Genomic DNA, 19,896 nt, shown 5'->3' on the forward strand with positions numbered 1-19,896 from the left:
TTAAACGGACTACGTGGCGAATCCCTGGCTTTGATCGATTACTCCTCTATTGGCAGGTACACGTAAAAGGTGGTCCCCTTCCCCGGCTGACTGGTGGCGGTGATGGCTCCGCCGTGATTGGCCACTACTTTCTGGCAGATGGCCAGGCCAATCCCTGTACCCGTGTATTCACTACGTCCATGGAGCCGCTGAAAGACCTGAAAGATGCGGTCAACGTATTTATCGTCGAAGCCAATGCCGTTGTCGGCTACGCTGATGGAATGATAGAATTGGGCTTGTCGGGCTGGTTTAACCGATACCGGTAGATCGGTAGCTGCCTTCCGGTGATAATCGATGCGGATAATCGGATGTACCGGGTTTCCCGACGTATCGGTACTGCGAAATTTGATGGCGTTACTCAACAGATTCTGAAACAGCTGCCGCAGTTGCGACTCATCGCCCCGGATGGTTGGCAGTTCCGCCGTGTCGATACGTGCGTTCGACTCCCGAATGGCCATATCCAGATCCTCCTCAACCCTGGCCACAGTTTCTGCCAGCGATACCGGCTCGGTGGTTTCCTGCTGCGTCGTAATACGCGAAAAGGCCAGCAAATCTTTAATCAGCCCTGACATGCGCCGGGCGGCCGTCTGCATCCGCTGTAGATAATCGGTCCCGCTGCCCAGTTGGTCGCTGTAGTTGGCCATGAGCAGATCGCCGAACGACTGAATTTTACGGAGCGGCTCCTGCAAATCGTGGCTGGCTACGTAGGCGAACTGTTGCAGGTTGTCGTTAGACCGTTTCAGATCCCGATTGGCCTCCTGAAGCAACTGCGTCCGTTCGGCAACCTGCCGTTCCAGCTCCTGCTCAACCTGTTTCCGAACCGTAATATCCTGCGAGGTACCGATCATTACCGGCCTTTTTTCGTCGGTGTCGGTAATTACCCGCGCCTGAGTGTGGTATACTCCTACCCGGTTTGTCTGAGGGTTCTTCAGGCGGTGCTCGATGTCGATGGTCGCGTTGATGCCGCGCCTGAACGCTTCCTGAATGGCGGCTTCAACTGGTCCCTGATCGATGATGGTACGTAGTGCTTCCGTGAGCGAAGGTTCGTCTTGTGGCTTATAACCCAACCAGGTTCTGAAGCGGGGCGACATCTCAATGCGGTTCGCAGCCGGATCAATAACGAACGTACCCAACTCCGCCAGATCGACCGCCTGCCACAGGTTTTGCTCGGCTTCTTTTAACTTCTGCCGGGCCAGCACCATGTTCGAAATATCGACGGCCATATTCAGGATGGCATACACCTGGCCCTGCGCATTGAGCAGGGGCTTGTACATGAAGTTGACGTAAAACGACTGTAGCCGACCATCCACGACCAGATCCATCTTTTGTTCATCGGTCTGGTAGGCAATGCCGGTTGTATAAACCTCGTCCAGCAGATGCAGAAAAGGCTGCCCTTCTAGTTCAGGCAGTGCCTGGGGCAGGGTACGCCCGATTACGGAAGTATCTTTTCCCCACATGGTAATCATGGGTGCGTTGGCCAGTTCAATAACCAGGTCGCGACCGACGTAAAGCGCGGTAGCCATTGGTGCCTCGTCGATCAGGTTCCGAAAGCGTTTCTCGCTGACTTTCAACTCTTTTTTCGCTTTGACCTGCGCGGTTACTTCGGTCGCCACAACCATAACGCCCCGGATGGTTAGGTCGTCGTTACGTACTGGTGCGTAGACGAAGTTGAAATAAGCGTCTTCCAGTTGACCGTTCCGGTGCAGACGAGCCAGTTCTTCGAACCCGTAATAGGACCCTCCGGTTCGATAGACGCCCAGTAACAGGTCGACGAAGCCCTGATCTTTCACTTCGGGCAAGGCTTCGAGCAAAGGCAATCCGAGTACGGTGATTGATTTGCCCCATAACCGCAGCAATTGCTCATTAGCCGATTCGACAACCAGCTCCTCGCCTTCCAGAACTCCAATCGCTACGGGTGCCTGGGCAATCATGTTCCGGAAACGGGCTTCGCTTTCCTGCGTAGCTTTCCGTGCTTTGATGAGTTCAGATTCGTATTCGTGACGCTGCCGTACGGGCAAATACGCGCAGTTCGTAACCCATTCGCCTTCGTTCTCCAGCCGAACGGCGTTAAGCAGGACCGGCATAGACGTACCGTCAGCGGTCAACAGCATTAATGATATTTCATCCACCCGTCCGTGCAGGTTGATCATCGGGGCCAGATGCGTCTGATAAAACAACCGGCTGGCCAGGGTCAGTATCCGATTGAGCGGCTGACCAATCAACGCATCAGCCGGATACCCTACGTGCTGGCTGGCAGTAGTATTTATGGTTACCAATATGCCCTGATCGGAGAACGAAAAGATTCCGCACGGCACTTGATTGATTAAGTCATCCATGGTAAGTGCTAAAAACTACCGTTAGGCTGGCTGGGCCTCCTGAAGGTACTCCTTCATAATGGCAATCGTTTCGGCCGGAGCGCTTACGTGGGGGCAATGCCCCGTAGCCTTCAGGTAACGTATTGAACTGTTCGCCAATTGCTGATGAGTATATTCACCAACGGATACAGGCGCAATCAGGTCGTCGTCGCATTGCATAATGAGCGAATTCACCTGTAATGCCGACAGATCCGTGCGGTTGTCGGACAGAAACGTAATGCGGGCGAACTGGCGGGCAATGATCGGATCGGTGGAACAGAAACCATCCGTTAACTCCTGGCCCAGTGCCGGACGATCAGGATTGCCCATAATGGCGGGGGCCAGCGTATGCGCCCAGCCAATATAGTTGTGGTCCATCAGCGTCAGCAGTTCTTCGATGTCGGCCCGTTCAAACCCACCTATATACCCGGTATCATTGATGTAACGGGGAGAAGGTCCAATCATGATTAGTCGCTCGAAGCGATCGGGCTGCTGGATAGCCGCCAACGCCCCAATCATACTGCTAACGGAATGCCCCACGAAGATGATGTTCCGTAAATCCAGAGCCTCGCAGATGTCGAGAACATCCTGCGCGTATCCGTTCAGGCTGCTGTAACGCTCAAGGCTATACGAATTAAGATCAGAGCCCCCCGAACCAACGTAATCGAAAAGAATCAGCCGGTAGTCGTCTTCAAAAGCGGGGGTTATATACTGCCACATGTGCTGATCACACCCAAACCCATGCGCCAGCAGCATAGGCTGCGTGCCTTTACCCGAAACGTTTACATTGTTGCGGGTCATTACGTGCTGATTCATAGGCTTTCTAAGTGGCGGGTCGCGTAAACCAGATTAACACGGTGAGCAACCCGTGAGATTATGTAGTCGATTGAGTAACAGCCGTTCCAGGCAACACCCAATCACCAGGCCCGTCATTAAAAGCCTGAATTAGTTTTAACAATCAATATACTGGATCCGTTGAACGGGACGGTATTTTAATATAACGTATGAAAAACAATATTACTAATATTATCCTGAAAATCAGGTAGATTATTCACTTGATTAACCAGTCGTTCATCAATATGTTCCGGAGGAATGGTCAGCTTGAACCCATCGGTATCGATTACCCAGGCCTGGTGAATCAACCAGTTCAGCGATTTAAAAGCACTTAAGAATTCGAGAGCATGGTTCAGGTTACGTACCTTGTGCGAACCATACCGCCAACTGGCTCCGGCTGGCATTTTGGTGTTTAACGGGGACGGTAAAGGCTCACTTACCGCAAAATAGAGCATAGGCCGACTGGCAGATGTTTCCATAACGAAAAGAACTGAACAACGTAAACAGACCTTAAGAAGGTATTCGGTGCAGGACCTAAATATATTGTAACTATATGGATGGTCTTCTGTGAAACGCAGAATCTGATTTACTGGCCTTTGGTCAGCGGTCTGTACATATGCATTTGCCGTCGTCTGATTTCTAACGTACCACGCCATCGTAGCCCATACGTTTGCTTTCAATTTCCAGCAGTACTCACTTTTACTCATTCGCCATTCGAACGCATTTCACACACTGTACGTCAAGAGAACCTACACGTGAAGTTTCATCCCTTCGTGTGAGGCAATAAAGCCCAATGACTCATAAAATCGCTTCGCTTCAGGTCGTTTCTTATCGGTCGTTAGCTGAACCAGGTGGGCGCCTTTTTCTTTTGCCCGTTGAATGGCGTACTGAAAAAGTTGGGTTCCTATCCCCTGCCCTCGGTACGTTGCTTTGACACGAACAGCTTCTATCTGTGCTCGTATGCCCCCCTGATACGTTAAGTACTGAATGAAGCTAAGCTGAAATGTCGCAACGATTTCCTGATCGACTTCAACAACGGTCAACTCCTGTTGCCTGTCGCTGGCAATGATTCGAAACGCCTGCCGGTAGGCATCCAGTAACGACGTATTAACGGCTTCGCGTTGCGCTCCTAAGGGATCATCGGCCAGCATACTGACAATGTCCGCCAGGTCCGACTCTAGGGCCAATCTATAGGTTAGTTCCATACTTTACGACACGTATTACATGACTCTCATACCAATTCGTTTCGTCTGAAGCTCTTAACAAAATACTTTCGTTTGACCTGCCAGACCGCGCACGTTCGGCCTGTTTTGACCGTGCATTCCTCTATTTTTTAGTGTCGCAATTACCCCGCTATATTGCCGGAATCGTACCCCCTATTCGGGCAGAAATGAGGCTACCTTAGCTTCATAAAACTAAACATAAGAATCATGAAAACGACGAAAGTAGTGTACTGGATATTAACCGGATTAATGGCAGCCGTGCTGGGCTTGGGCTCTATTTTCGATGCCATGTCGGCACCCGAGGCCGTTGCACACGTAACGCAGTTGGGTTATCCCGCCTACTTGGTTCCGTTTCTGGGCGTAGCGAAACTACTGGGCATTGTGGCTATTCTGATTCCGGGTTATCAACGACTCAAAGAATGGGCCTACGCTGGTTTACTGTTCGACCTGATTGGGGCTATTTACTCGCATGTTTCGGTCGGCGCCGGACTCACTATGGGCCTGCCGCTTCTGATCCTGGTAGTTCTGGTAATAAGCTCCTATGTCTATTACCACAAACTAGCCCGGTCAGCCGATGTAAACATCCCCCAATCCGTCAGGATGGCGGGGGTGCAGTAAGACAAGCAGGAACAGCCTGGACGGATTCTTACCAAACGTTCACACTACGTAAAGAATCCGTTCAGCGCTATGGCTTTTGGGAGCAGTCAACCGTTTTGGAAACAGTCGATCCTCCACCGGGCGTTGACAGCGAGTTTGCTCTCACGTATTGTTCCATGTTCGACTTACCGCACTGGATGACCGTATCCCGCGTAATCGCATTAGGACTAGTCGCTGATACGTATCGGGATGTGGTTGTAACGCATTCATAACATACATCATCTTTCTTACAACCGATCATCAGGACGAGCACGCCAAAACGTAATACTTTAGTAATCATAAATAAAGTGTATCGATTGCAGCAAAGCTAAGCATATGCGAAGAAACCCGCTAAAAGGTGGAGCCTGATAAGCGGCATAAACTTCTTTTGTTTACTAACGTTCCGAAGCATTACGTAGCATACCCGTTTCAATTTCTTTCGAACTATCTGCTTTTTCATAAGAAACGCCAGGTAAAGAGTTTTGGCTCTACCTGGCGTTTGTTCATGTAGCTGTCTGCTTACTATATCTGATTGGTACGCCGAGTGTTGGCGATTGCGGAACAATGGGCCCGACCGTTACAGGAGCGATATAACCCGGTTAGCACTTGGTGTTGGCGCGTTCGTCACTACATCAATGCCACGCGTCTCAACGGCCGAACCATCAGTAATTTCCAGCGTGTAATGGCCGTCTGGCAATTTGTTTACGTCGAAACGGCCCCGGAACTGGCTTTGCTTTTTGGCGATCGATTCGGTCGCAACTACGCGGCCTTTTTCATCAACTAATCGAATCTGCACGGTCTGACCTTTCTCTTTATCTACCGCTACGCGGATGCCGTTGGTTGTCGATACGTATACGGAGGATTGGAACGAAGCTGGAGCCGTAGCCTTATCGTCAGGCGTAGCGAAGGCGTTGGTAGTCAAAGCAATAAGTAAGGAAGCGAATAGCGTTTTCATAGTGATTGTTGTTAAAGGTTGGCCTTGTGGCAGATTTAGTTTTAGATCAGTTCAGAGTCGATTAGTTGTCCCTGATTGATGAGTCAAAACTATAGCGGGCTACCGGCACGTGCTACGGATATCGGTTGAATCCGACCTTTCACGTGAAGAGTGGTTGTTTTTGGCACTTGAACTGTTTAGGGCGTTGGACGGACAAAACCGTTTAATAATTGCCGCTGGTATAGGGCCGCGTTAAGCCATCTCGGTCTAAGAAAACCCAATAATTTTGTGGCCGTTCAATCCTGTCATAGTAAACTGGTACCTTACGTCGAGCTGAGTATTCCCGGTTTAATTCAGCCCATCACGGCGGTATTGCCCAATCCTGTTAGCCAGTTTATCTACCCTCTTTCAAGACGTTTTTACGACATTACAAGTGAACACTACAATGAATTACAAACTAGTAATTTTCGATTTCGATGGTACGTTGGCCGACTCGTTTCCTTATTTCCTGCGCACCGTGAATGTATTGGCTAGACAATACAATTTTGAACAGATTGAGTTGGACCAGGTCGACCAGTTACGTGGACTTGATGCGCGTCAGATGATGAAGCACAGTAAGCTTCCTGCCTGGAAGATTCCGTTTGTGGCCCGGTCGTTTATTCGGCTGATGGCCCAGGATATTGACCAGATTACGTTGTTTGCGGACATTCCGGCTTTATTAGAGCAACTGTCAGCGCAGGGCGTCCAACTGGCGATCGTGAGTTCGAACTCTGCCGAAAATGTTCGTCGGGTATTAGGCCCCCGTCATGCTGCCCTCATCAATCATTATGAATGTGGTTCGGCCTTATTCGGCAAACCGCGCAAATTCAAAAGAGTAGTAACGAAAAGTGGCGTTACGTCGGCCGAAACGCTTTGCATTGGCGATGAACTCCGAGATATTGAAGCCGCCAGTAAAGCATCGTTAACCTTTGGCGGAGTTGCCTGGGGGTACACGCGGGCCGACATTCTGCAAGCGCAGTCGAATACGCTGTTTTTTGCCACAGTAGACGAAATTCTGTCGACGGTGCTTGGTGACTCGGGGAAGAACTAAGCGAATCAATACGAGCTGATTCTTCGCTATTTTTTGCTGAACGCCTGGTTTGGTACGTTCCCGAAGATTAATACGCTACGTACCTTACTTACCGAGTGTAAGCTGAGCACCAGTTGCAAACGCCAACCGCCCACCGGCTTCATATTGCACCTGATGCGCCTGCCCAACTGTACTCGAGCCAATGGTCAGTGCGTGCCGAACGGTAGCTTTATCATTTAACGTCGGAATCCGCCCACAGGACCATACCGTAGCGTCGTGCCAGTTGCCGTCCTTAATAGTCTGGCAGGTGGTACCCGTATAAATTACTTTAAAAACGCTACCAGCGATGCGGCTCGCGTAATACAGATTTCCGTCGGGGCCAACCGTAACGCTGAGGGCGTTGCCGGGCACATTGGTGGCAAACGAAGAGCGGACGGGTGTCGGCCCCGACAAATCGAGTACGTTGATCCAGTTGCTGCAAAAATCCTGAAAGAAATACGTACCGATGTAGCTGGCGGGATACGTAGTGGACGCAGGATTGAAAAACACTCCGCCCGTGATGGCGCAACCGGTTCCGTCGCCCCCGCCGTGCGTATAGGCGTAGACCGGGTTTTTAAACGCTGGATTCGTGCTGACGCCCTCCGCCGAAGGCCAGCCGAAATTGGCTCCGGCGGTCGTGGCGTCGTTGATTTCTTCCCAGACTTCCTGCCCCACATCGTTCACGAAAAGTCGGCCCGTTCCGGGTTGCACCGCCAGCGTGTAGGGGTTTCGCAACCCATACGCCCAGATCCGTTGCTTAGCTTCATTGCCGTCCGTAAATGGATTACCCGCCGGTACACTCCCATCCGGATTAATCCGTAATACTTTGCCCAGATAATTAGTGAGGTCCTGGGCGTGGGGCGGGTACGCATTTTCACCAACACCCACGTATAGCTTCTTATCGGCTCCGAACACCATCGAGCCGCCATTATGATTTGTGGCCCTACTGAGGGAGTTCAGTTCCAGAATGATTGACTCGCTGCCCGCTAACGCTACGTCGCCGTTAGCCGTGAACCGACTGATTCGATTATGAACCGCTACCGCCCCCGCCGGGACGGTGTAATACAGGTAGATAAACTTGTTGGTGGCAAAATCGGGATCGAAGGCAATCCCCAGCAGGCCCCGTTCGCCATTAACCTCAACCGGAAGCTGAAGGAATGGAGTGGGAAGTAGCGTACCATTTTTAACGACGCGTAGTACGCCATTCTGCTGCGCGATAAACAGGCGTCCATCGGGAGCAAAGGCAATGACGGTTGGTGCGCCCAGGCCACTCGCCACCGCTACCTGGCTGAAATTGGCGGGCAGGGTTTGTGCATGGCTAACCCGAGCTAGTATAAGCAAGGCGACGAACAGACCCGGTAACCAGCCGAATCGCTCTAAAACGGATTTGTGTGGACGGATCGCCCACGGTGTACGGACGTAACTAGTTTTCATAACCAGGAGTAAAATTTTCTGCCTAATCCGTGTCAAAATTTCGTTCGATTCGGCTACACTTAGCGGTTTCGGCTACGCTTAAGTTTACGAAACCTCAAAAAGATATCCAATCAATAGTTATCTACTGCCCCAATCAGAGTTATACTGCTCCGCCAATTCATATTACATTATCCATTGCTAATGACAGAATGAAGTTGGGTTTGCTGGTTCAAATCTGGCCAATCGCGGCTGTGTATGGGGAGGCTACTTTGTTTTCGGGAGGACATAGCCTTAATTTCACCCCTTTCCCGAACCCGCTATGTATAAATACTTCTTTATTTATCTCTCTTTTCTACTGTCTCTCAATATCCCCACGATTGGCCAGCAGAAAACGAACCCGGCAACCAAAAAATCGACGAATGCGCCCTGGTGGAAGCAAAACAACCTGCGCGTTATTCAAACCAATCTGCCCGCCTACGAAGCTGCTACTCTGAATCCGGATTCGCTGCTGGACGATCTTAAGAAGGCTTCGGCCAATACGTTGCTGATCAACGCGGGCGGCATTATGGCCTTTTTCCCGACTCAGCTCGACTTTCACTACACCAATCCGCACATGAAGCCCAACATGCTGGGCGACGTTATCAGCAAATGCCACCAGAACGGGATTCGGGTAATCGTACGGTTTGACTTCAGTCGCGTCCACGAAAGCATTTTCAAGGCACATCCCGACTGGTGTTACGTATCGCCCAAAGGCGAGCGGATCATCAATACGGATATGTACGTTGTGTCGATCAACGCGCCGTACGTACAGGATCGGGCATTCCGCATCATCGAAGAAGTGATGAACCGGTACCCAATCGACGGTATTTTCTTGAATATGCCCGGCTATCAGGTCAATAACCCGTACGAAGGCAAATACCACGGTATCGATCAGAACGAGTATGATAAAAAACGCTTCGCCGAGTACAGTAGTGGGCTGACGTTACCCATTGAAGAAAATAAAGCCGACCCGGTCTTTCAGAAATATCAGGCGTTCAAAAAGTTTACGACCGAAGAGTGGTCAAAACGGCTCCATGAACTGGTCCACTCGAAGAGCAATCAGATTGCCATCTGTACCTACTCCGACAAGTACGTCGACATTATCCGGCACGAATCCCAGTCGAACACGAGCCTGCCTTACTGGCCTTATACCGCTTCGGATAACGTCAACAATGCGGTACACTCCTTTCCCGATCACGTAATCAGCAACGCCAGCATTCAGCAGATTTCGTTTCAGTCGCGCTACAACGCGGTTGAGCCCGAAGAAGTGGCCATACGGCTCTACGAGAATATTGCCAATGGCTCGGGTCTCGATATGAGTATGATGGGCGATATGCGCGGCTACGAAGACGAACGGAATTACGACATCATCCGGCAGATTTACGCCTACCACAAAAAGCATGAGCCGTATTTTGGCCGCTATACGTCCGTGGCGAACATCGCCGTGATCGCGCCAGGCTCCTGGCCCAGTGGAGAGCCGATGCAGGAGTACCGGGGCATCCAGTTGATGCTAAAAGAAGCGCACATTCCATTCGACATTATCGAAGATGCTCAGCTTGGGAACCTGACTCAGCAACTAAAAAAATACAAGCTGCTGATCTTACCGGAGATTACGTACCTCAACGCCGAATCGGTTCGGGTGCTCAAAGAAGCCAGTCGCCAGGGAACGAGCCTGATTGCTACCAACCGGACGCTCTTCGACCAGCCCGAAGTGCTGGCTGAATTGTTCGGGGCCAAAGTCGTGAATAAAGATCACGATGGTACTGGGTTTTATCTCAACCCGGATAACAAGGCGGTGTTCAAGCGATTCAAGCAGCAAAAGATGCTTTTCTGGAAGTTTAATCTGGGCTTGTATGACTTCAAAGGAGCGGACGCTACGTATCTGCCCATTCTGGCGAAAGGCCGACCCGGACCGCCGGAGATCATTGGCGGTCACGACCCAACCGGTTATCAGGCCATGGCCTTAAAGCAGTACGGTCCAAGCAAGAACCTTATCCTGCCCATTAATCTCGGCCGACTGTATTACATGCACGGCTATCAGGAACACAAAAATCTGCTCCTGGACGCCATTGACCTCGTTTTGCCCGATGCCCATTCGCTGGTAACGACCAGCGCACCCGAACGGGTCGAAGTGATTTTGCAGGAGTATCGCAAAAATGTGCCGGGCGCGTTAGCTAAACCAACAACCGACGGACTGATTCTGCACCTGGTCAATCTCACCGGTTTTAGTGGTAATACGTACTTCGCGCCGTTACCGCTCTACGATCTTACGTTTCAGGTACGCAGCGACTTCAACCCCTCTAAGGTGTTTTCGATGGCTACGGGTCAACCGATCAAGTTTACGTGGGAAAAGGGTTTGGTGAAGTTTACGTTGAAAAAGCTAGATCGCTTCGATGGCCTGGTGATGGATCGCTGATCGTTTCATCCAGTATACGCTACGTATCCTTGCGGTTAAAGCCTATTTTTCTCCTGCTAATTTGTCGTCAACATGCAACGAAGAACATTCTTAAAAACCTCGGGCGCTCTGGCCACTGCCTTAAGTGCACCGTTTACTGATCTGCACGCATTACCGTTTCAGCAGGTCAGCAAAAACAAGCTGCCCAAGTGGAAAGGCTTTAACCTGCTGGATTTCTTTTCGCCCAACCCAGCCTCTACACGTACGCCTACGACCAAAGAACAGTTGCAGTGGATGAGTGACTGGGGTTTCGATTTCGTCCGCATCCCCATCGCTTACCCGTACTACCTCAATTTTGATCGTCGTCGAAATATTACACCCGACGAGGTGTACCACATTGACGAGCGGGCTGTCGACCGTATCGCTACGTTAGTCGAACTGGCGCATCAGCAAAAGCTACACGTCAGTCTGAACCTCCACCGCGCTCCTGGTTATTGCATCAATGCCGGATTCAATGAGCCCTATAACCTGTGGACCGACCAATCAGCGCTGGACGCCTTCTGTTTTCACTGGAATATGTGGGCGAAACGGTATAAAAACGTTTCCTCCGACAAGATTAGCTTCGACCTCCTCAACGAGCCGAGTATGCGGGCCGACATGAACGACCAGCATTCGAAGCGCAGCTCGGTACCCGGCGACGCCTATCGAAAGCTGGCGCTGGCAGCTTCTCAGGCGATTCGGAAAGAAAACCCGAATCATCTGATCATCGCCGACGGGAATAATGTCGGGAATTCGGTCATTCCAGAAATCACGGATCTGAATATCGCGCAGAGCTGCCGGGGGTATCATCCGGGCATTATTTCCCACTATAAAGCGCCCTGGGCTAACAAAGACCCGGATAATTTGCCGACACCTAAATGGCCAGGGCAGGTTGGCGATCAGTACCTGAGCCGACAGATGCTCGAAACGTATTACAAGCCCTGGATCGATTTAGTTAAACAAGGGGTTGGCGTTCACTGTGGCGAATGTGGCAGCTGGAACAAAACGCCCCACGACGTATTTCTGGCCTGGTTTGGCGATGTGCTTGATATTCTGTCGAGCAATGGCATTGGCTTTGCGCTCTGGGAGTATATCGGCGACTTCGGTATTCTGGACTCCAAACGCACCGACGTAGCGTACGAAGACTGGTACGGCCATAAACTAGACCGTAAGCTGCTGAACTTGCTACTAAAATACTGAGCATTCAGTCTAGCAGGGGCTATTCGAATTCGAGCGATAAATACGTGCAGGGGGCCTGGCTAGCATTCTGGACCGAATACGCTACGTCGGCTCCCACAAACACAACATCACCCGACTGCGCCTTGTGCGCTACGCCATCAATTGTAGCCAGAGCCGCATTTTCCAGCATAACCAGCATTTTTATTGCGGACTTGGATGGAGACGTGTTGTCAGATGCCCCCGGAGCAAGCGTTGCCCTTTCGATCTTAAGGCGTTTGGCCATTATGGTCCCCCCTTCGAAGAGTGGGCGAATACGGCTTTGACTAAGGGAACCGGGAGATTCCTCACGCCCGTCAACCCAGAACGAACCACCCGCCAGCCGGTACAAATCCAGATCAGGCACTTCGTTCGAGGTAGACCTGAGGAAGTAGTACGTAAGCGGTTGCAGACTTTTGTTGTCTAGCCGGAAAAAGTCACCCGGCATTATAATGACCACGCTGCCTGGCCCGAGCGTTTTTCTCGTCTGCTCGATAGTCAAGGTTAGTTCGCCTTCCTTAACTATCAGCAGAGCCTCCTCATCAAGCTGTTGGGCAGGCTGCGCGGGCTGATTGGCGGGCAGCGTTACCGCCTGTAAGCTTATAGCCGAAAACCCCTTTGCCGTTCCCTCCAGTAACGTCCGCTCGGCATAACCCGCCTGGTTTTCGACCGGTGCCTTACCCCAGGTATATACCGTTGAGACAACGACCTGCGCGAAAGCAGAACGTCCCATCAAAACGAATATCCAGAACAGCAGGGCGGGTTTCATAAGCGTCGGAGAAGCGTGATTTATAGAGAAAGCAATTACGCTCCTTAACCTAATGAACAGCAAATTACTCATTGACCACACCTTGAAAGCAAGGCATAAAAAAGCCTCAGCAGTTGATCCGCTGAGGCACGAGAAGCATAACAGAATTAAAACGCTTCGTCTGAGCTTTCATTGTGCATGATGAAATGGAACTCATGCTATTTTTCATAATAATTTTCGTCATAGAACAGGATAGGTGGAAGTGCATACTATAGCTGCTCGGGCATTTGTTTGAGTGCCCGGCTTTGCGTTGGCTCCTCCAACCATTCCCTCCAGTTATCCCTCATCACGATTTATCATATCCTTAGAAGCGGCTTCAGCTCTAGCTTTGCCCTCGAATTATTCACGTCACTAGCTCGTTCTATACTGTGGGGCTTATCTGATAACGGCTTTCAAAGAAGTGTTATAGGCTCCGTGGTTGAACTTCGTAAACAACATGATTACTACAGATATTTGCATCATTGGCGCGGGCCCGGTCGGTCTGTTTGCCGTTTTTGAAGCGGGTTTGTTAAAAATGCGCTGCCATCTGATCGACGCATTACCACAGGTGGGCGGTCAGCTTTCCGAGATCTATCCGCAAAAACCGATCTACGATATCCCGGGCTATCCGTCCATCAATGCGCAGATGCTGGTCGACAACCTGATGGAGCAGATTGAGCCGTTCCATCCAACCTTTACGTTAGGCGAACGGGTAGAAACGCTGGAACGCCAGCCCGACGAGTCCTTTATCATCACAACAAACGACGGAACGGCCGTGCATTGCCAAGTCGTTGTCATCGCCGGTGGCCTGGGCTGCTTTGAGCCTCGCAAACCAGAAATCGAAAACTTGGAACAATTTGAAGGTAAGGGCGTAGCGTATATGGTTAAAAATCCGGAACAGTTGCGCGATCGTCGGGTCGTACTGGCGGGCGGTGGCGACTCCGCTCTCGACTGGACGGTTTTCTTAGCCAACGTAGCGCAGGAAGTTACCCTCGTTCACCGGAGCGATACGTTCCGGGGTGCTCCTGATTCGGCCGAGAAGGTGTTCGAACTGGCTAAGGAAGGAAAAATCAACCTGGTTTTGCAATCGAACATCACCAGCATCCATGGCAACGGGCACTTGCAGGAGGTTAGCATTACGGCGAAAGACAAAACCGTAACGACCCTCCCCGCCGATAACCTGATTCCCTTGTTTGGCCTTACGCCAAAGCTGGGCCCCATTGCGGACTGGGGGCTAAACATTGACAAGGCAGCGATTACCGTCGATACGACTGATTACTCTACCAATGTCGAGCGGATCTACGCCATCGGCGACATCAATACGTATCCCGGCAAGCTCAAGCTAATTTTATGTGGATTCCATGAGGCTGCCCTGATGTGCCAGAGCGCCTTTAGATACGTGTATCCAAATCAGAAATTGAGCTTTAAATACACGACCGTCAACGGCGTACCAACATTCTAACTACTCATCAGGTAATCATGTATCATTTACAATGCATGACTACCTGACGGCAAGCAATGACATGATAAATTTCATAGTAGAAGATCGTAACGGCGAACGCCAGCCGCTAGAGATTCCGGAAGGCATTAATCTGAGCCTGATGGAAGTGCTGAAAGCGTCGGAATACAACATCCTGGCAACGTGCGGGGGCATGGCACTTTGCGCGACCTGCCACGTTCAGGTACTGGAAGGATTCGACGCTTTACCCGCTGCTCAGGATGCCGAGTTAGATATGCTTGACACCCTCCCCGACGCTGGATTTGACAGCCGACTTGCGTGCCAGATTCGGGTCGATGAATCGCTGGAGGGTGGTATATTCCGAATTCGGGGCGAAGAACAATAAGCGTTTATCCCATCGAAGGATTAAAAAAGGAGGTCATAAACGACCTCCTTTTTCATGAGTTACAGGTACGTATTCATTCCATTGTTACGTATCGTAGAGCTTACTCAACTTCTACGATCAGCTCAATTTCTACAGCATAATTGGAGGGAAGCGATCCCATACCCACCGCCGAACGGGCATGTTTGCCTTTTTCGCCGAATACCGCTACCAGCAGATCAGAACACCCGTTAATTACCTTTGGCTGATCGCCAAAATCAGGCGTGGAGTTTACGAACCCAGTCACTTTAACGATCCGCTTAACCCGGTTAAGATCACCAACTTCAGCCTTCAGCGTCGACAGTAATCCTATAGTCGCAATTTTGGCGGCTTCATATCCTTGTTCAACAGTTACATCTTTTCCTAGCTTCCCCGTAATCCCTGAGCCATCAGCCCGAGTGGATACGTGTCCGGCCAGGAACACAAGATTCCCCGTTCGCACAGCTTTTACATAATTGGCTAACGGCTTACTGGGCGGGTACAACGTAATACCCTGGCTTTTTAGATTTTGTTCGGCTGTTTGCGCCATGGTTGTCTGCCCCAACAAAAACAAGACAAACAACAGAATACTACGTATAAGAAGCATTATAAATGAATAAGATAATTAAATGAGGTTGTTAACGACGTAGGAGAATAATCTAGATAGCTCCGTTAATCAAACTTTTTTTCATCACTATAAACTCCAGAGGTTGCTTGGGTAAGCCAAAGCGGGGGTCGTCCATCGGAAACGGTTGAACTTCGCCCGTTCGCTCATACCCTCGTCGTTCGTACCAGCTGATCAGCTCGTGTCGTTGGGAGATAACGGTCATTGTCATGCGCTGGCAACCTTGCGCTAATGCTACCTGTTCGGCCGCCGACAGCAAGTGTTTACCAATACCGTTGGCCTGCGCTTCGGGTGAAACAGTCAGCATACCTAAATAAAGTTCTTCTCCTTTTTTCTCCAGATACACGCATCCGAGCAGTTGACCATCCTCTTCATATTTAAGAATGGTGGCCCCAGGGTTTTGTAACATAGTTCGCAACCCATCTTCATCGGTTCGAATGCCGCCGAGTAAATCAGCTTCGGTAGTCCAGCCTTTACGGGAGCTATCTCCCCGATACGCACTGTTTACCAAGTCATTTAAGGCCGGAATATCCTGTTCAGTAGAAGCTTTAATCAATTCAGTGTTCATAGCGGGCAAAGATATTCGCTAGTCCGGCACAATCGTAAATACGATGGAAAAGATAGCGTTGAAATGTCCGCCTGTTTGTCCGCAAGTGAACAGCTCTTGTCCGTATACGTACAACTGTAGTGAACTGGCACAATAACAATACTTTGATAATCAGTGCCTTATTTAACTGGCACAACGTTTGGCTCATCCTAAACGAACAGTAAACAACCAAACATCTCTAGACTTTAAACACTACACGATCATGTTCCCGACATTCACTACACTAATTGGTTCAATCCTTTTAAGCGCGGCTACGTTGATGAACCCAACCAACCCAAAGGCGCTGTCTTTTAATACCAGTGCTTTTGTAACCGTTAATAATCAAATCCGTCTTTCTGTCACCAAGGCAGTCGATACGCCCGTTGTTATTCTGCTTCGCAATCAACAAAACGAGGTATTGTACCAACAGAAGCTCGGCAAAAAGCATGAAAACTACGCAATCCTCTTCCACTTAAACGACCTGACCGACGGCGAATACGAGATTGAGGTGAAATCCGCCGAGGGAAGCATACGTAAACAACTAAAAATAGCGACGGCTCCCGTTCAGGAGACCGCCCGCCTGGTTGCGATTCAGTAAACGTACCATCTGTACGTAATGCGAAAACGAAGAGCGCCAGGAAAGATTTCCTGGCGCTCTTCGTTTTCGCATTAGGCAATTTTTTATGATACGCCTTTGAATATAGTTTCCTCAACGAAAGGCTGACTGCGTAACCGCTTACCCGTTGCTTTAAAAATTGCATTAGCAACGGCTCCGCCCGCTGGGGGCAGCGACGGTTCGCCTAAGCCAGTAGGCTCAATTCCGTTATCCACAAAGTGAACTTCTACATCGGGGATTTCATTGAGCCGGATCAGGCGAAATTCGTTGAAATTCTTCTGCTCGGGGATTCCGTCTTTGAACGTAATGTTACCGTACATAGCATGGCCAATTCCGTCGACGATACAACCCGCGACTTGTTGCCGGGCTCCGCTCTGATTGACGACGACACCGCAATCAGCGACTGAATACACTTTTTGCAGAACCGGTTTTCCTTTTTCCATCACCACTTCGCCCACCTGCGCTACGTAGGAACGGTGCGAAAAGTAGACGCTGAAGCCTTGTGACACGGGCCGACCGTCCGAATTCTTTTTCTTACCCCAGCCAGATTTTTCAGCGGCTAGCTGAATAACCCCTTTCATCCGGTCGATGTCGTATTTAATAGCGCCGACTGGCTTTTGCTTGGCCTTGTCGAGCAATTCTAACCGGAATTGCACCGGATCTTTGCCAGCAGCCTGGGCAACTTCATCAATGAACGATTGCTCAGCGAAGGCTAAGAAATTTGTGATTGGAGCCCGCCAGGGACCTGTTGTAATTGGTGATTTATGGTCAACGCTATCGATTAGCAGATTGTCAACCGCTCCCGAGGGGAAGTTATCTTCGCGCGTCGAGTTACCCGCGTTGATGCTTACCCCCCGCAGCTTATAGCCGATCATATTGCCTTGTGCGTCCAGAGCAGCCTCAAAGCGATACCGAACAGCTGGTCGGTAGCTACCGCCGGTCATGTCGTCTTCGCGCGTCCAGATCAGTTTTACCGGTGCCTTTACTAACTTCGATACCTGTACGGCTTCAATAACGTAATCCGCCTTTAACCGACGTCCAAATCCACCGCCCATTCGCGTTAGCTCAACGGTTACTTTATCAGGTGATATACCTAACAACTTGGCCGTTTCATTGCGAGCCAGTTCAGGTGTCTGCGTTGGGCCAATGAGTTCTACTCCATCGGGTCGCACATGAGCAAAAAAGTTCATGGGCTCCAGCGGGTTATGAGGTAAGAAGGGGCACTGATATTCAGCCGTGACTACCTTGGCTGCACTTTTAAAGGCAGCATCAACATCTCCGTCTTTACGTCGAACGGTGGCTTCTCTACTATCGAGTAGTTCTTTAAACAATCGATTATGATCAGCCGTGCTTTCCAGATTATCGGCTTTCTCCCACTCTATTTTCAGCGCGTCTTTGGCTTTTTTCACCTGCCAGGTGGATTTACCAACAACCGCAACGTTATTGTCGAACGTAACAACATCGACAACACCAGACATTGCTTTGGCAGCTTTCGAGTCAACAGATTTGAGTTTATAACCGAACCCAGGCCGCTGAATCATGGCAAACAGCATTCCATCGCGGTAAACGTCTAATCCGAATAAAGGCTTACCCGTTATGATTTTCGGATTATCTACGTTCTTTATCGTACTACCTATCAGCTTAAAGTCCTTCGTATCTTTCAGTTTCACATTAATCGGTACGGCTACTTGAGAAGCTTCTGTTGCCAACTCACCGTAGCTCAGCTTACGATTACTCGACGCATGTAGTACAAATCCTTTATCCGTTGAACATTCCGAGGCAGGCACATTCCATCGCTTAGCGGCCGCTTCCATCAACATCAATCGAGCCGTAGCACCCGCTTTGCGCAGTCGTTCCCAGGAATGCGGTATAGAGCCACTTCCCCCGGCAACCTGACGTTCAAACTTTTTCGTATCTAAAGGAGCCTGCTCTACAACTACCTTCGTCCAGTCAGCATCTAACTCTTCCGCAACAATAATTGGGAATGCGGTTTTGATACCCTGTCCCACTTCCGGGTTAGGCGACAAAATCGTGATAATACCCTGGGGATTTATAGAAAGATAGCTGTTGAAATCAGTACCTGCGGCCACTCCTCCACCACGTAGCACCGCCGACGTAGCGGCTTCGGATTCAAGCCAGTTAAATCCAATAAACAGACCGCCCCCGGCTGCTGCCGCAAGCTTCAAAAAATTTCTTCGGCCTGGATTAGAAAGGGTTGCCATTGCTATTTGGATTTTGAGGTTTTCGTTTTTGCTGTGGACGCTGCAGCTACTTTAACGGCTTCCCGAATGCGGTGATACGTACCACACCGGCATAAGTTACCCGTCATTGTCGCATCAATCTGCTCAGTCGTTGGTTTAGGAGTACGTTTTAACAAAGCAGCGGCCGTCATAATCTGGCCAGCCTGGCAATACCCGCATTGGGGCACGTCGACCTTATCCCAGGCAAGTTGCACAGGATGATCACCATTTTTTGACAAACCTTCAATTGTAGTGACTTTACCAGTACCTACTGCAGATACTGGTAGCACACAGGAACGAGTAGCTTCTCCATTTAGATGCACTGTACAAGCTCCGCATTGGGCAATGCCACATCCATATTTAGTACCAACAAGTCCAAAATGATCACGAAGTACCCATAGAAGTGGTGTATCAGGCTCAACATCGGCTTGATAGCTTTTACCGTTTACTTGCAGTTTAAAAAGAGCCATCAGTCTGACAGGGTTTAATATGAAGCAAGATACAAAAAATGATAAAATTGCCTGTATACATACACTCGGTTTCTCCGCAAAACCCCTATAAACGAGAAGAGCCCACCCGCTAGGGTGAGCTCTCACTCGCTCAATGACATCAGGTGGCACCTTCCTACTCTCCCGCTTGTGACAGCAGTACCATCGGCAGTACGGGGCTTAACGGCTCTGTTCGGAATGGAAGAGGTGTTCACCCGCCTTACCAGCACCAACCTGTATGTTCCCTTCGTCAGCTAGGTCTTACCCCAGCCAACAAGATCCTTTGTCGTTTGCCCCACAGAGAAAGACCTGGTGATTCACTTCTGTACTCGACTCGCTCAAGTCGTACCCATAAACAATAAACTCGCGCCCGGGCTCATTAGTACGGCTCAGCTCTAGACATCTCTGCCCCTGCACCTGCCGCCTATCCACGTGCTCGTCTCGCACAACCCTTTCGTAGATGACT

At 50.2% G+C, this 19,896-nt stretch carries 19 protein-coding genes and 2 rRNA genes; 7 read left to right on the top strand and 14 right to left on the bottom strand.

Features of this window, described 5'->3' with window-relative positions; translation table 11 throughout:
- Positions 1-38: 38 nt before the first annotated feature.
- The 4 genes from ACYVIY_RS12240 to ACYVIY_RS12255 all read right to left on the bottom strand — a co-directional run bounded on the left by ACYVIY_RS12240 (position 39) and on the right by ACYVIY_RS12255 (position 4,432).
- A complete protein-coding gene (locus tag ACYVIY_RS12240; RefSeq protein ID WP_460976640.1) occupies positions 39-2,375 on the bottom strand; it encodes a PAS domain-containing sensor histidine kinase in 2,337 nt (778 codons plus the stop codon).
- A gap of 21 nt (positions 2,376-2,396) precedes the next feature.
- A complete protein-coding gene (locus ACYVIY_RS12245) occupies positions 2,397-3,209 on the bottom strand; it encodes an alpha/beta fold hydrolase (RefSeq protein ID WP_460976641.1) in 813 nt (270 codons plus the stop codon).
- 176 nt (positions 3,210-3,385) lie between these two features.
- Positions 3,386-3,706: a hypothetical protein gene (locus tag ACYVIY_RS12250; RefSeq protein ID WP_460976642.1), complete on the bottom strand. Its 321-nt coding sequence runs from the start codon at positions 3,704-3,706 to the stop codon at positions 3,386-3,388.
- Between the two features lie 270 nt (positions 3,707-3,976).
- Positions 3,977-4,432 carry a GNAT family N-acetyltransferase gene (locus ACYVIY_RS12255; protein ID WP_460976643.1) on the bottom strand — a complete coding sequence of 152 codons (456 nt, stop codon included), beginning with the start codon at positions 4,430-4,432 and terminating at the stop codon, positions 3,977-3,979.
- Positions 4,433-4,657: 225 nt separating this feature from the next.
- Between ACYVIY_RS12255 and ACYVIY_RS12260 the strand changes: the two genes are divergently transcribed.
- Complete coding sequence (locus ACYVIY_RS12260; RefSeq protein ID WP_460976644.1) at positions 4,658-5,068, top strand: DoxX family protein; 411 nt, start codon at positions 4,658-4,660, stop codon at positions 5,066-5,068.
- A 67-nt stretch (positions 5,069-5,135) separates the two neighbouring features.
- Here the strand turns inward: ACYVIY_RS12260 and ACYVIY_RS12265 are convergent, their stop codons facing one another.
- The gene (locus ACYVIY_RS12265) at positions 5,136-5,387 is read right to left on the bottom strand and encodes a hypothetical protein (RefSeq protein WP_460976645.1); all 252 of its coding nucleotides are present in this window, start codon (positions 5,385-5,387) and stop codon (positions 5,136-5,138) included.
- 276 nt (positions 5,388-5,663) lie between these two features.
- The gene (locus ACYVIY_RS12270; RefSeq protein ID WP_460976646.1) at positions 5,664-6,041 is read right to left on the bottom strand and encodes a T9SS type A sorting domain-containing protein; all 378 of its coding nucleotides are present in this window, start codon (positions 6,039-6,041) and stop codon (positions 5,664-5,666) included.
- A gap of 424 nt (positions 6,042-6,465) precedes the next feature.
- On the opposite strand from ACYVIY_RS12270, the gene ACYVIY_RS12275 reads away from it, so the two are divergent.
- On the top strand, positions 6,466-7,110 hold the full coding sequence (locus ACYVIY_RS12275) for an HAD hydrolase-like protein (RefSeq protein WP_460976647.1): 645 nt from the start codon (positions 6,466-6,468) through the stop codon (positions 7,108-7,110).
- Positions 7,111-7,194: 84 nt separating this feature from the next.
- On the opposite strand, the gene ACYVIY_RS12280 is transcribed toward ACYVIY_RS12275, so the two are convergent.
- A complete protein-coding gene (locus tag ACYVIY_RS12280) occupies positions 7,195-8,562 on the bottom strand; it encodes a PQQ-dependent sugar dehydrogenase (protein ID WP_460976648.1) in 1,368 nt (455 codons plus the stop codon).
- 298 nt (positions 8,563-8,860) lie between these two features.
- Here ACYVIY_RS12280 and ACYVIY_RS12285 point away from each other — a divergent pair, with 298 nt between their 5' ends.
- Entirely contained in the window at positions 8,861-10,996 is a 2,136-nt protein-coding gene (locus ACYVIY_RS12285; RefSeq protein WP_460976649.1) for an alpha-amylase family protein, read from the top strand.
- A gap of 72 nt (positions 10,997-11,068) precedes the next feature.
- Complete coding sequence (locus ACYVIY_RS12290) at positions 11,069-12,214, top strand: glycoside hydrolase family 5 protein (protein WP_460976650.1); 1,146 nt, start codon at positions 11,069-11,071, stop codon at positions 12,212-12,214.
- 19 nt (positions 12,215-12,233) lie between these two features.
- Here the strand turns inward: ACYVIY_RS12290 and ACYVIY_RS12295 are convergent, their stop codons facing one another.
- A complete protein-coding gene (locus tag ACYVIY_RS12295; RefSeq protein ID WP_460976651.1) occupies positions 12,234-12,998 on the bottom strand; it encodes a cupin in 765 nt (254 codons plus the stop codon).
- A gap of 475 nt (positions 12,999-13,473) precedes the next feature.
- Between ACYVIY_RS12295 and ACYVIY_RS12300 the strand changes: the two genes are divergently transcribed.
- On the top strand, positions 13,474-14,478 hold the full coding sequence (locus ACYVIY_RS12300; protein WP_460976652.1) for an NAD(P)/FAD-dependent oxidoreductase: 1,005 nt from the start codon (positions 13,474-13,476) through the stop codon (positions 14,476-14,478).
- 61 nt (positions 14,479-14,539) lie between these two features.
- A complete protein-coding gene (locus ACYVIY_RS12305; protein ID WP_460976653.1) occupies positions 14,540-14,860 on the top strand; it encodes a 2Fe-2S iron-sulfur cluster-binding protein in 321 nt (106 codons plus the stop codon).
- A gap of 100 nt (positions 14,861-14,960) precedes the next feature.
- Here ACYVIY_RS12305 and ACYVIY_RS12310 read toward each other — a convergent pair whose 3' ends face one another.
- Together ACYVIY_RS12310 and ACYVIY_RS12315 are read right to left on the bottom strand one after the other, a co-directional pair.
- Positions 14,961-15,482: a RidA family protein gene (locus tag ACYVIY_RS12310; RefSeq protein WP_460976654.1), complete on the bottom strand. Its 522-nt coding sequence runs from the start codon at positions 15,480-15,482 to the stop codon at positions 14,961-14,963.
- Positions 15,483-15,534: 52 nt separating this feature from the next.
- Positions 15,535-16,068, bottom strand: a complete 534-nt coding sequence (locus tag ACYVIY_RS12315) for a GNAT family N-acetyltransferase (RefSeq protein ID WP_460976655.1) — start codon at positions 16,066-16,068, stop codon at positions 15,535-15,537.
- Positions 16,069-16,309: 241 nt separating this feature from the next.
- On the opposite strand from ACYVIY_RS12315, the gene ACYVIY_RS12320 reads away from it, so the two are divergent.
- A complete protein-coding gene (locus ACYVIY_RS12320; protein WP_460976656.1) occupies positions 16,310-16,684 on the top strand; it encodes a hypothetical protein in 375 nt (124 codons plus the stop codon).
- Positions 16,685-16,767: 83 nt separating this feature from the next.
- On the opposite strand, the gene ACYVIY_RS12325 is transcribed toward ACYVIY_RS12320, so the two are convergent.
- The 4 genes from ACYVIY_RS12325 to ACYVIY_RS12340 all read right to left on the bottom strand — a co-directional run.
- Positions 16,768-18,924 (bottom strand): xanthine dehydrogenase family protein molybdopterin-binding subunit, encoded by a 2,157-nt coding sequence (locus tag ACYVIY_RS12325; RefSeq protein WP_460976657.1) that lies wholly within the window; start codon positions 18,922-18,924, stop codon positions 16,768-16,770.
- 2 nt (positions 18,925-18,926) lie between these two features.
- Complete coding sequence (locus tag ACYVIY_RS12330; RefSeq protein ID WP_460976658.1) at positions 18,927-19,412, bottom strand: (2Fe-2S)-binding protein; 486 nt, start codon at positions 19,410-19,412, stop codon at positions 18,927-18,929.
- Between the two features lie 141 nt (positions 19,413-19,553).
- Positions 19,554-19,664, bottom strand: a 5S ribosomal RNA gene (gene rrf, locus ACYVIY_RS12335).
- A 124-nt stretch (positions 19,665-19,788) separates the two neighbouring features.
- Positions 19,789-19,896 (bottom strand): 23S ribosomal RNA (locus ACYVIY_RS12340); the annotation flags it as partial.

This window comes from Spirosoma knui (genome assembly GCF_054780635.1).

Coding starts and splice junctions, on each gene's coding strand:
- ACYVIY_RS12240 (WP_460976640.1), bottom strand. CDS start 2,375: ATGGATGACTTAATCAATCAAGTGCCGTGCGGAATCTTTTCGTTCTCC.
- ACYVIY_RS12245 (WP_460976641.1), bottom strand. CDS start 3,209: ATGAATCAGCACGTAATGACCCGCAACAATGTAAACGTTTCGGGTAAA.
- ACYVIY_RS12250 (WP_460976642.1), bottom strand. CDS start 3,706: ATGGAAACATCTGCCAGTCGGCCTATGCTCTATTTTGCGGTAAGTGAG.
- ACYVIY_RS12255 (WP_460976643.1), bottom strand. CDS start 4,432: ATGGAACTAACCTATAGATTGGCCCTAGAGTCGGACCTGGCGGACATT.
- ACYVIY_RS12260 (WP_460976644.1), top strand. CDS start 4,658: ATGAAAACGACGAAAGTAGTGTACTGGATATTAACCGGATTAATGGCA.
- ACYVIY_RS12265 (WP_460976645.1), bottom strand. CDS start 5,387: ATGATTACTAAAGTATTACGTTTTGGCGTGCTCGTCCTGATGATCGGT.
- ACYVIY_RS12270 (WP_460976646.1), bottom strand. CDS start 6,041: ATGAAAACGCTATTCGCTTCCTTACTTATTGCTTTGACTACCAACGCC.
- ACYVIY_RS12275 (WP_460976647.1), top strand. CDS start 6,466: ATGAATTACAAACTAGTAATTTTCGATTTCGATGGTACGTTGGCCGAC.
- ACYVIY_RS12280 (WP_460976648.1), bottom strand. CDS start 8,562: ATGAAAACTAGTTACGTCCGTACACCGTGGGCGATCCGTCCACACAAA.
- ACYVIY_RS12285 (WP_460976649.1), top strand. CDS start 8,861: ATGTATAAATACTTCTTTATTTATCTCTCTTTTCTACTGTCTCTCAAT.
- ACYVIY_RS12290 (WP_460976650.1), top strand. CDS start 11,069: ATGCAACGAAGAACATTCTTAAAAACCTCGGGCGCTCTGGCCACTGCC.
- ACYVIY_RS12295 (WP_460976651.1), bottom strand. CDS start 12,998: ATGAAACCCGCCCTGCTGTTCTGGATATTCGTTTTGATGGGACGTTCT.
- ACYVIY_RS12300 (WP_460976652.1), top strand. CDS start 13,474: ATGATTACTACAGATATTTGCATCATTGGCGCGGGCCCGGTCGGTCTG.
- ACYVIY_RS12305 (WP_460976653.1), top strand. CDS start 14,540: ATGATAAATTTCATAGTAGAAGATCGTAACGGCGAACGCCAGCCGCTA.
- ACYVIY_RS12310 (WP_460976654.1), bottom strand. CDS start 15,482: ATGCTTCTTATACGTAGTATTCTGTTGTTTGTCTTGTTTTTGTTGGGG.
- ACYVIY_RS12315 (WP_460976655.1), bottom strand. CDS start 16,068: ATGAACACTGAATTGATTAAAGCTTCTACTGAACAGGATATTCCGGCC.
- ACYVIY_RS12320 (WP_460976656.1), top strand. CDS start 16,310: ATGTTCCCGACATTCACTACACTAATTGGTTCAATCCTTTTAAGCGCG.
- ACYVIY_RS12325 (WP_460976657.1), bottom strand. CDS start 18,924: ATGGCAACCCTTTCTAATCCAGGCCGAAGAAATTTTTTGAAGCTTGCG.
- ACYVIY_RS12330 (WP_460976658.1), bottom strand. CDS start 19,412: ATGGCTCTTTTTAAACTGCAAGTAAACGGTAAAAGCTATCAAGCCGAT.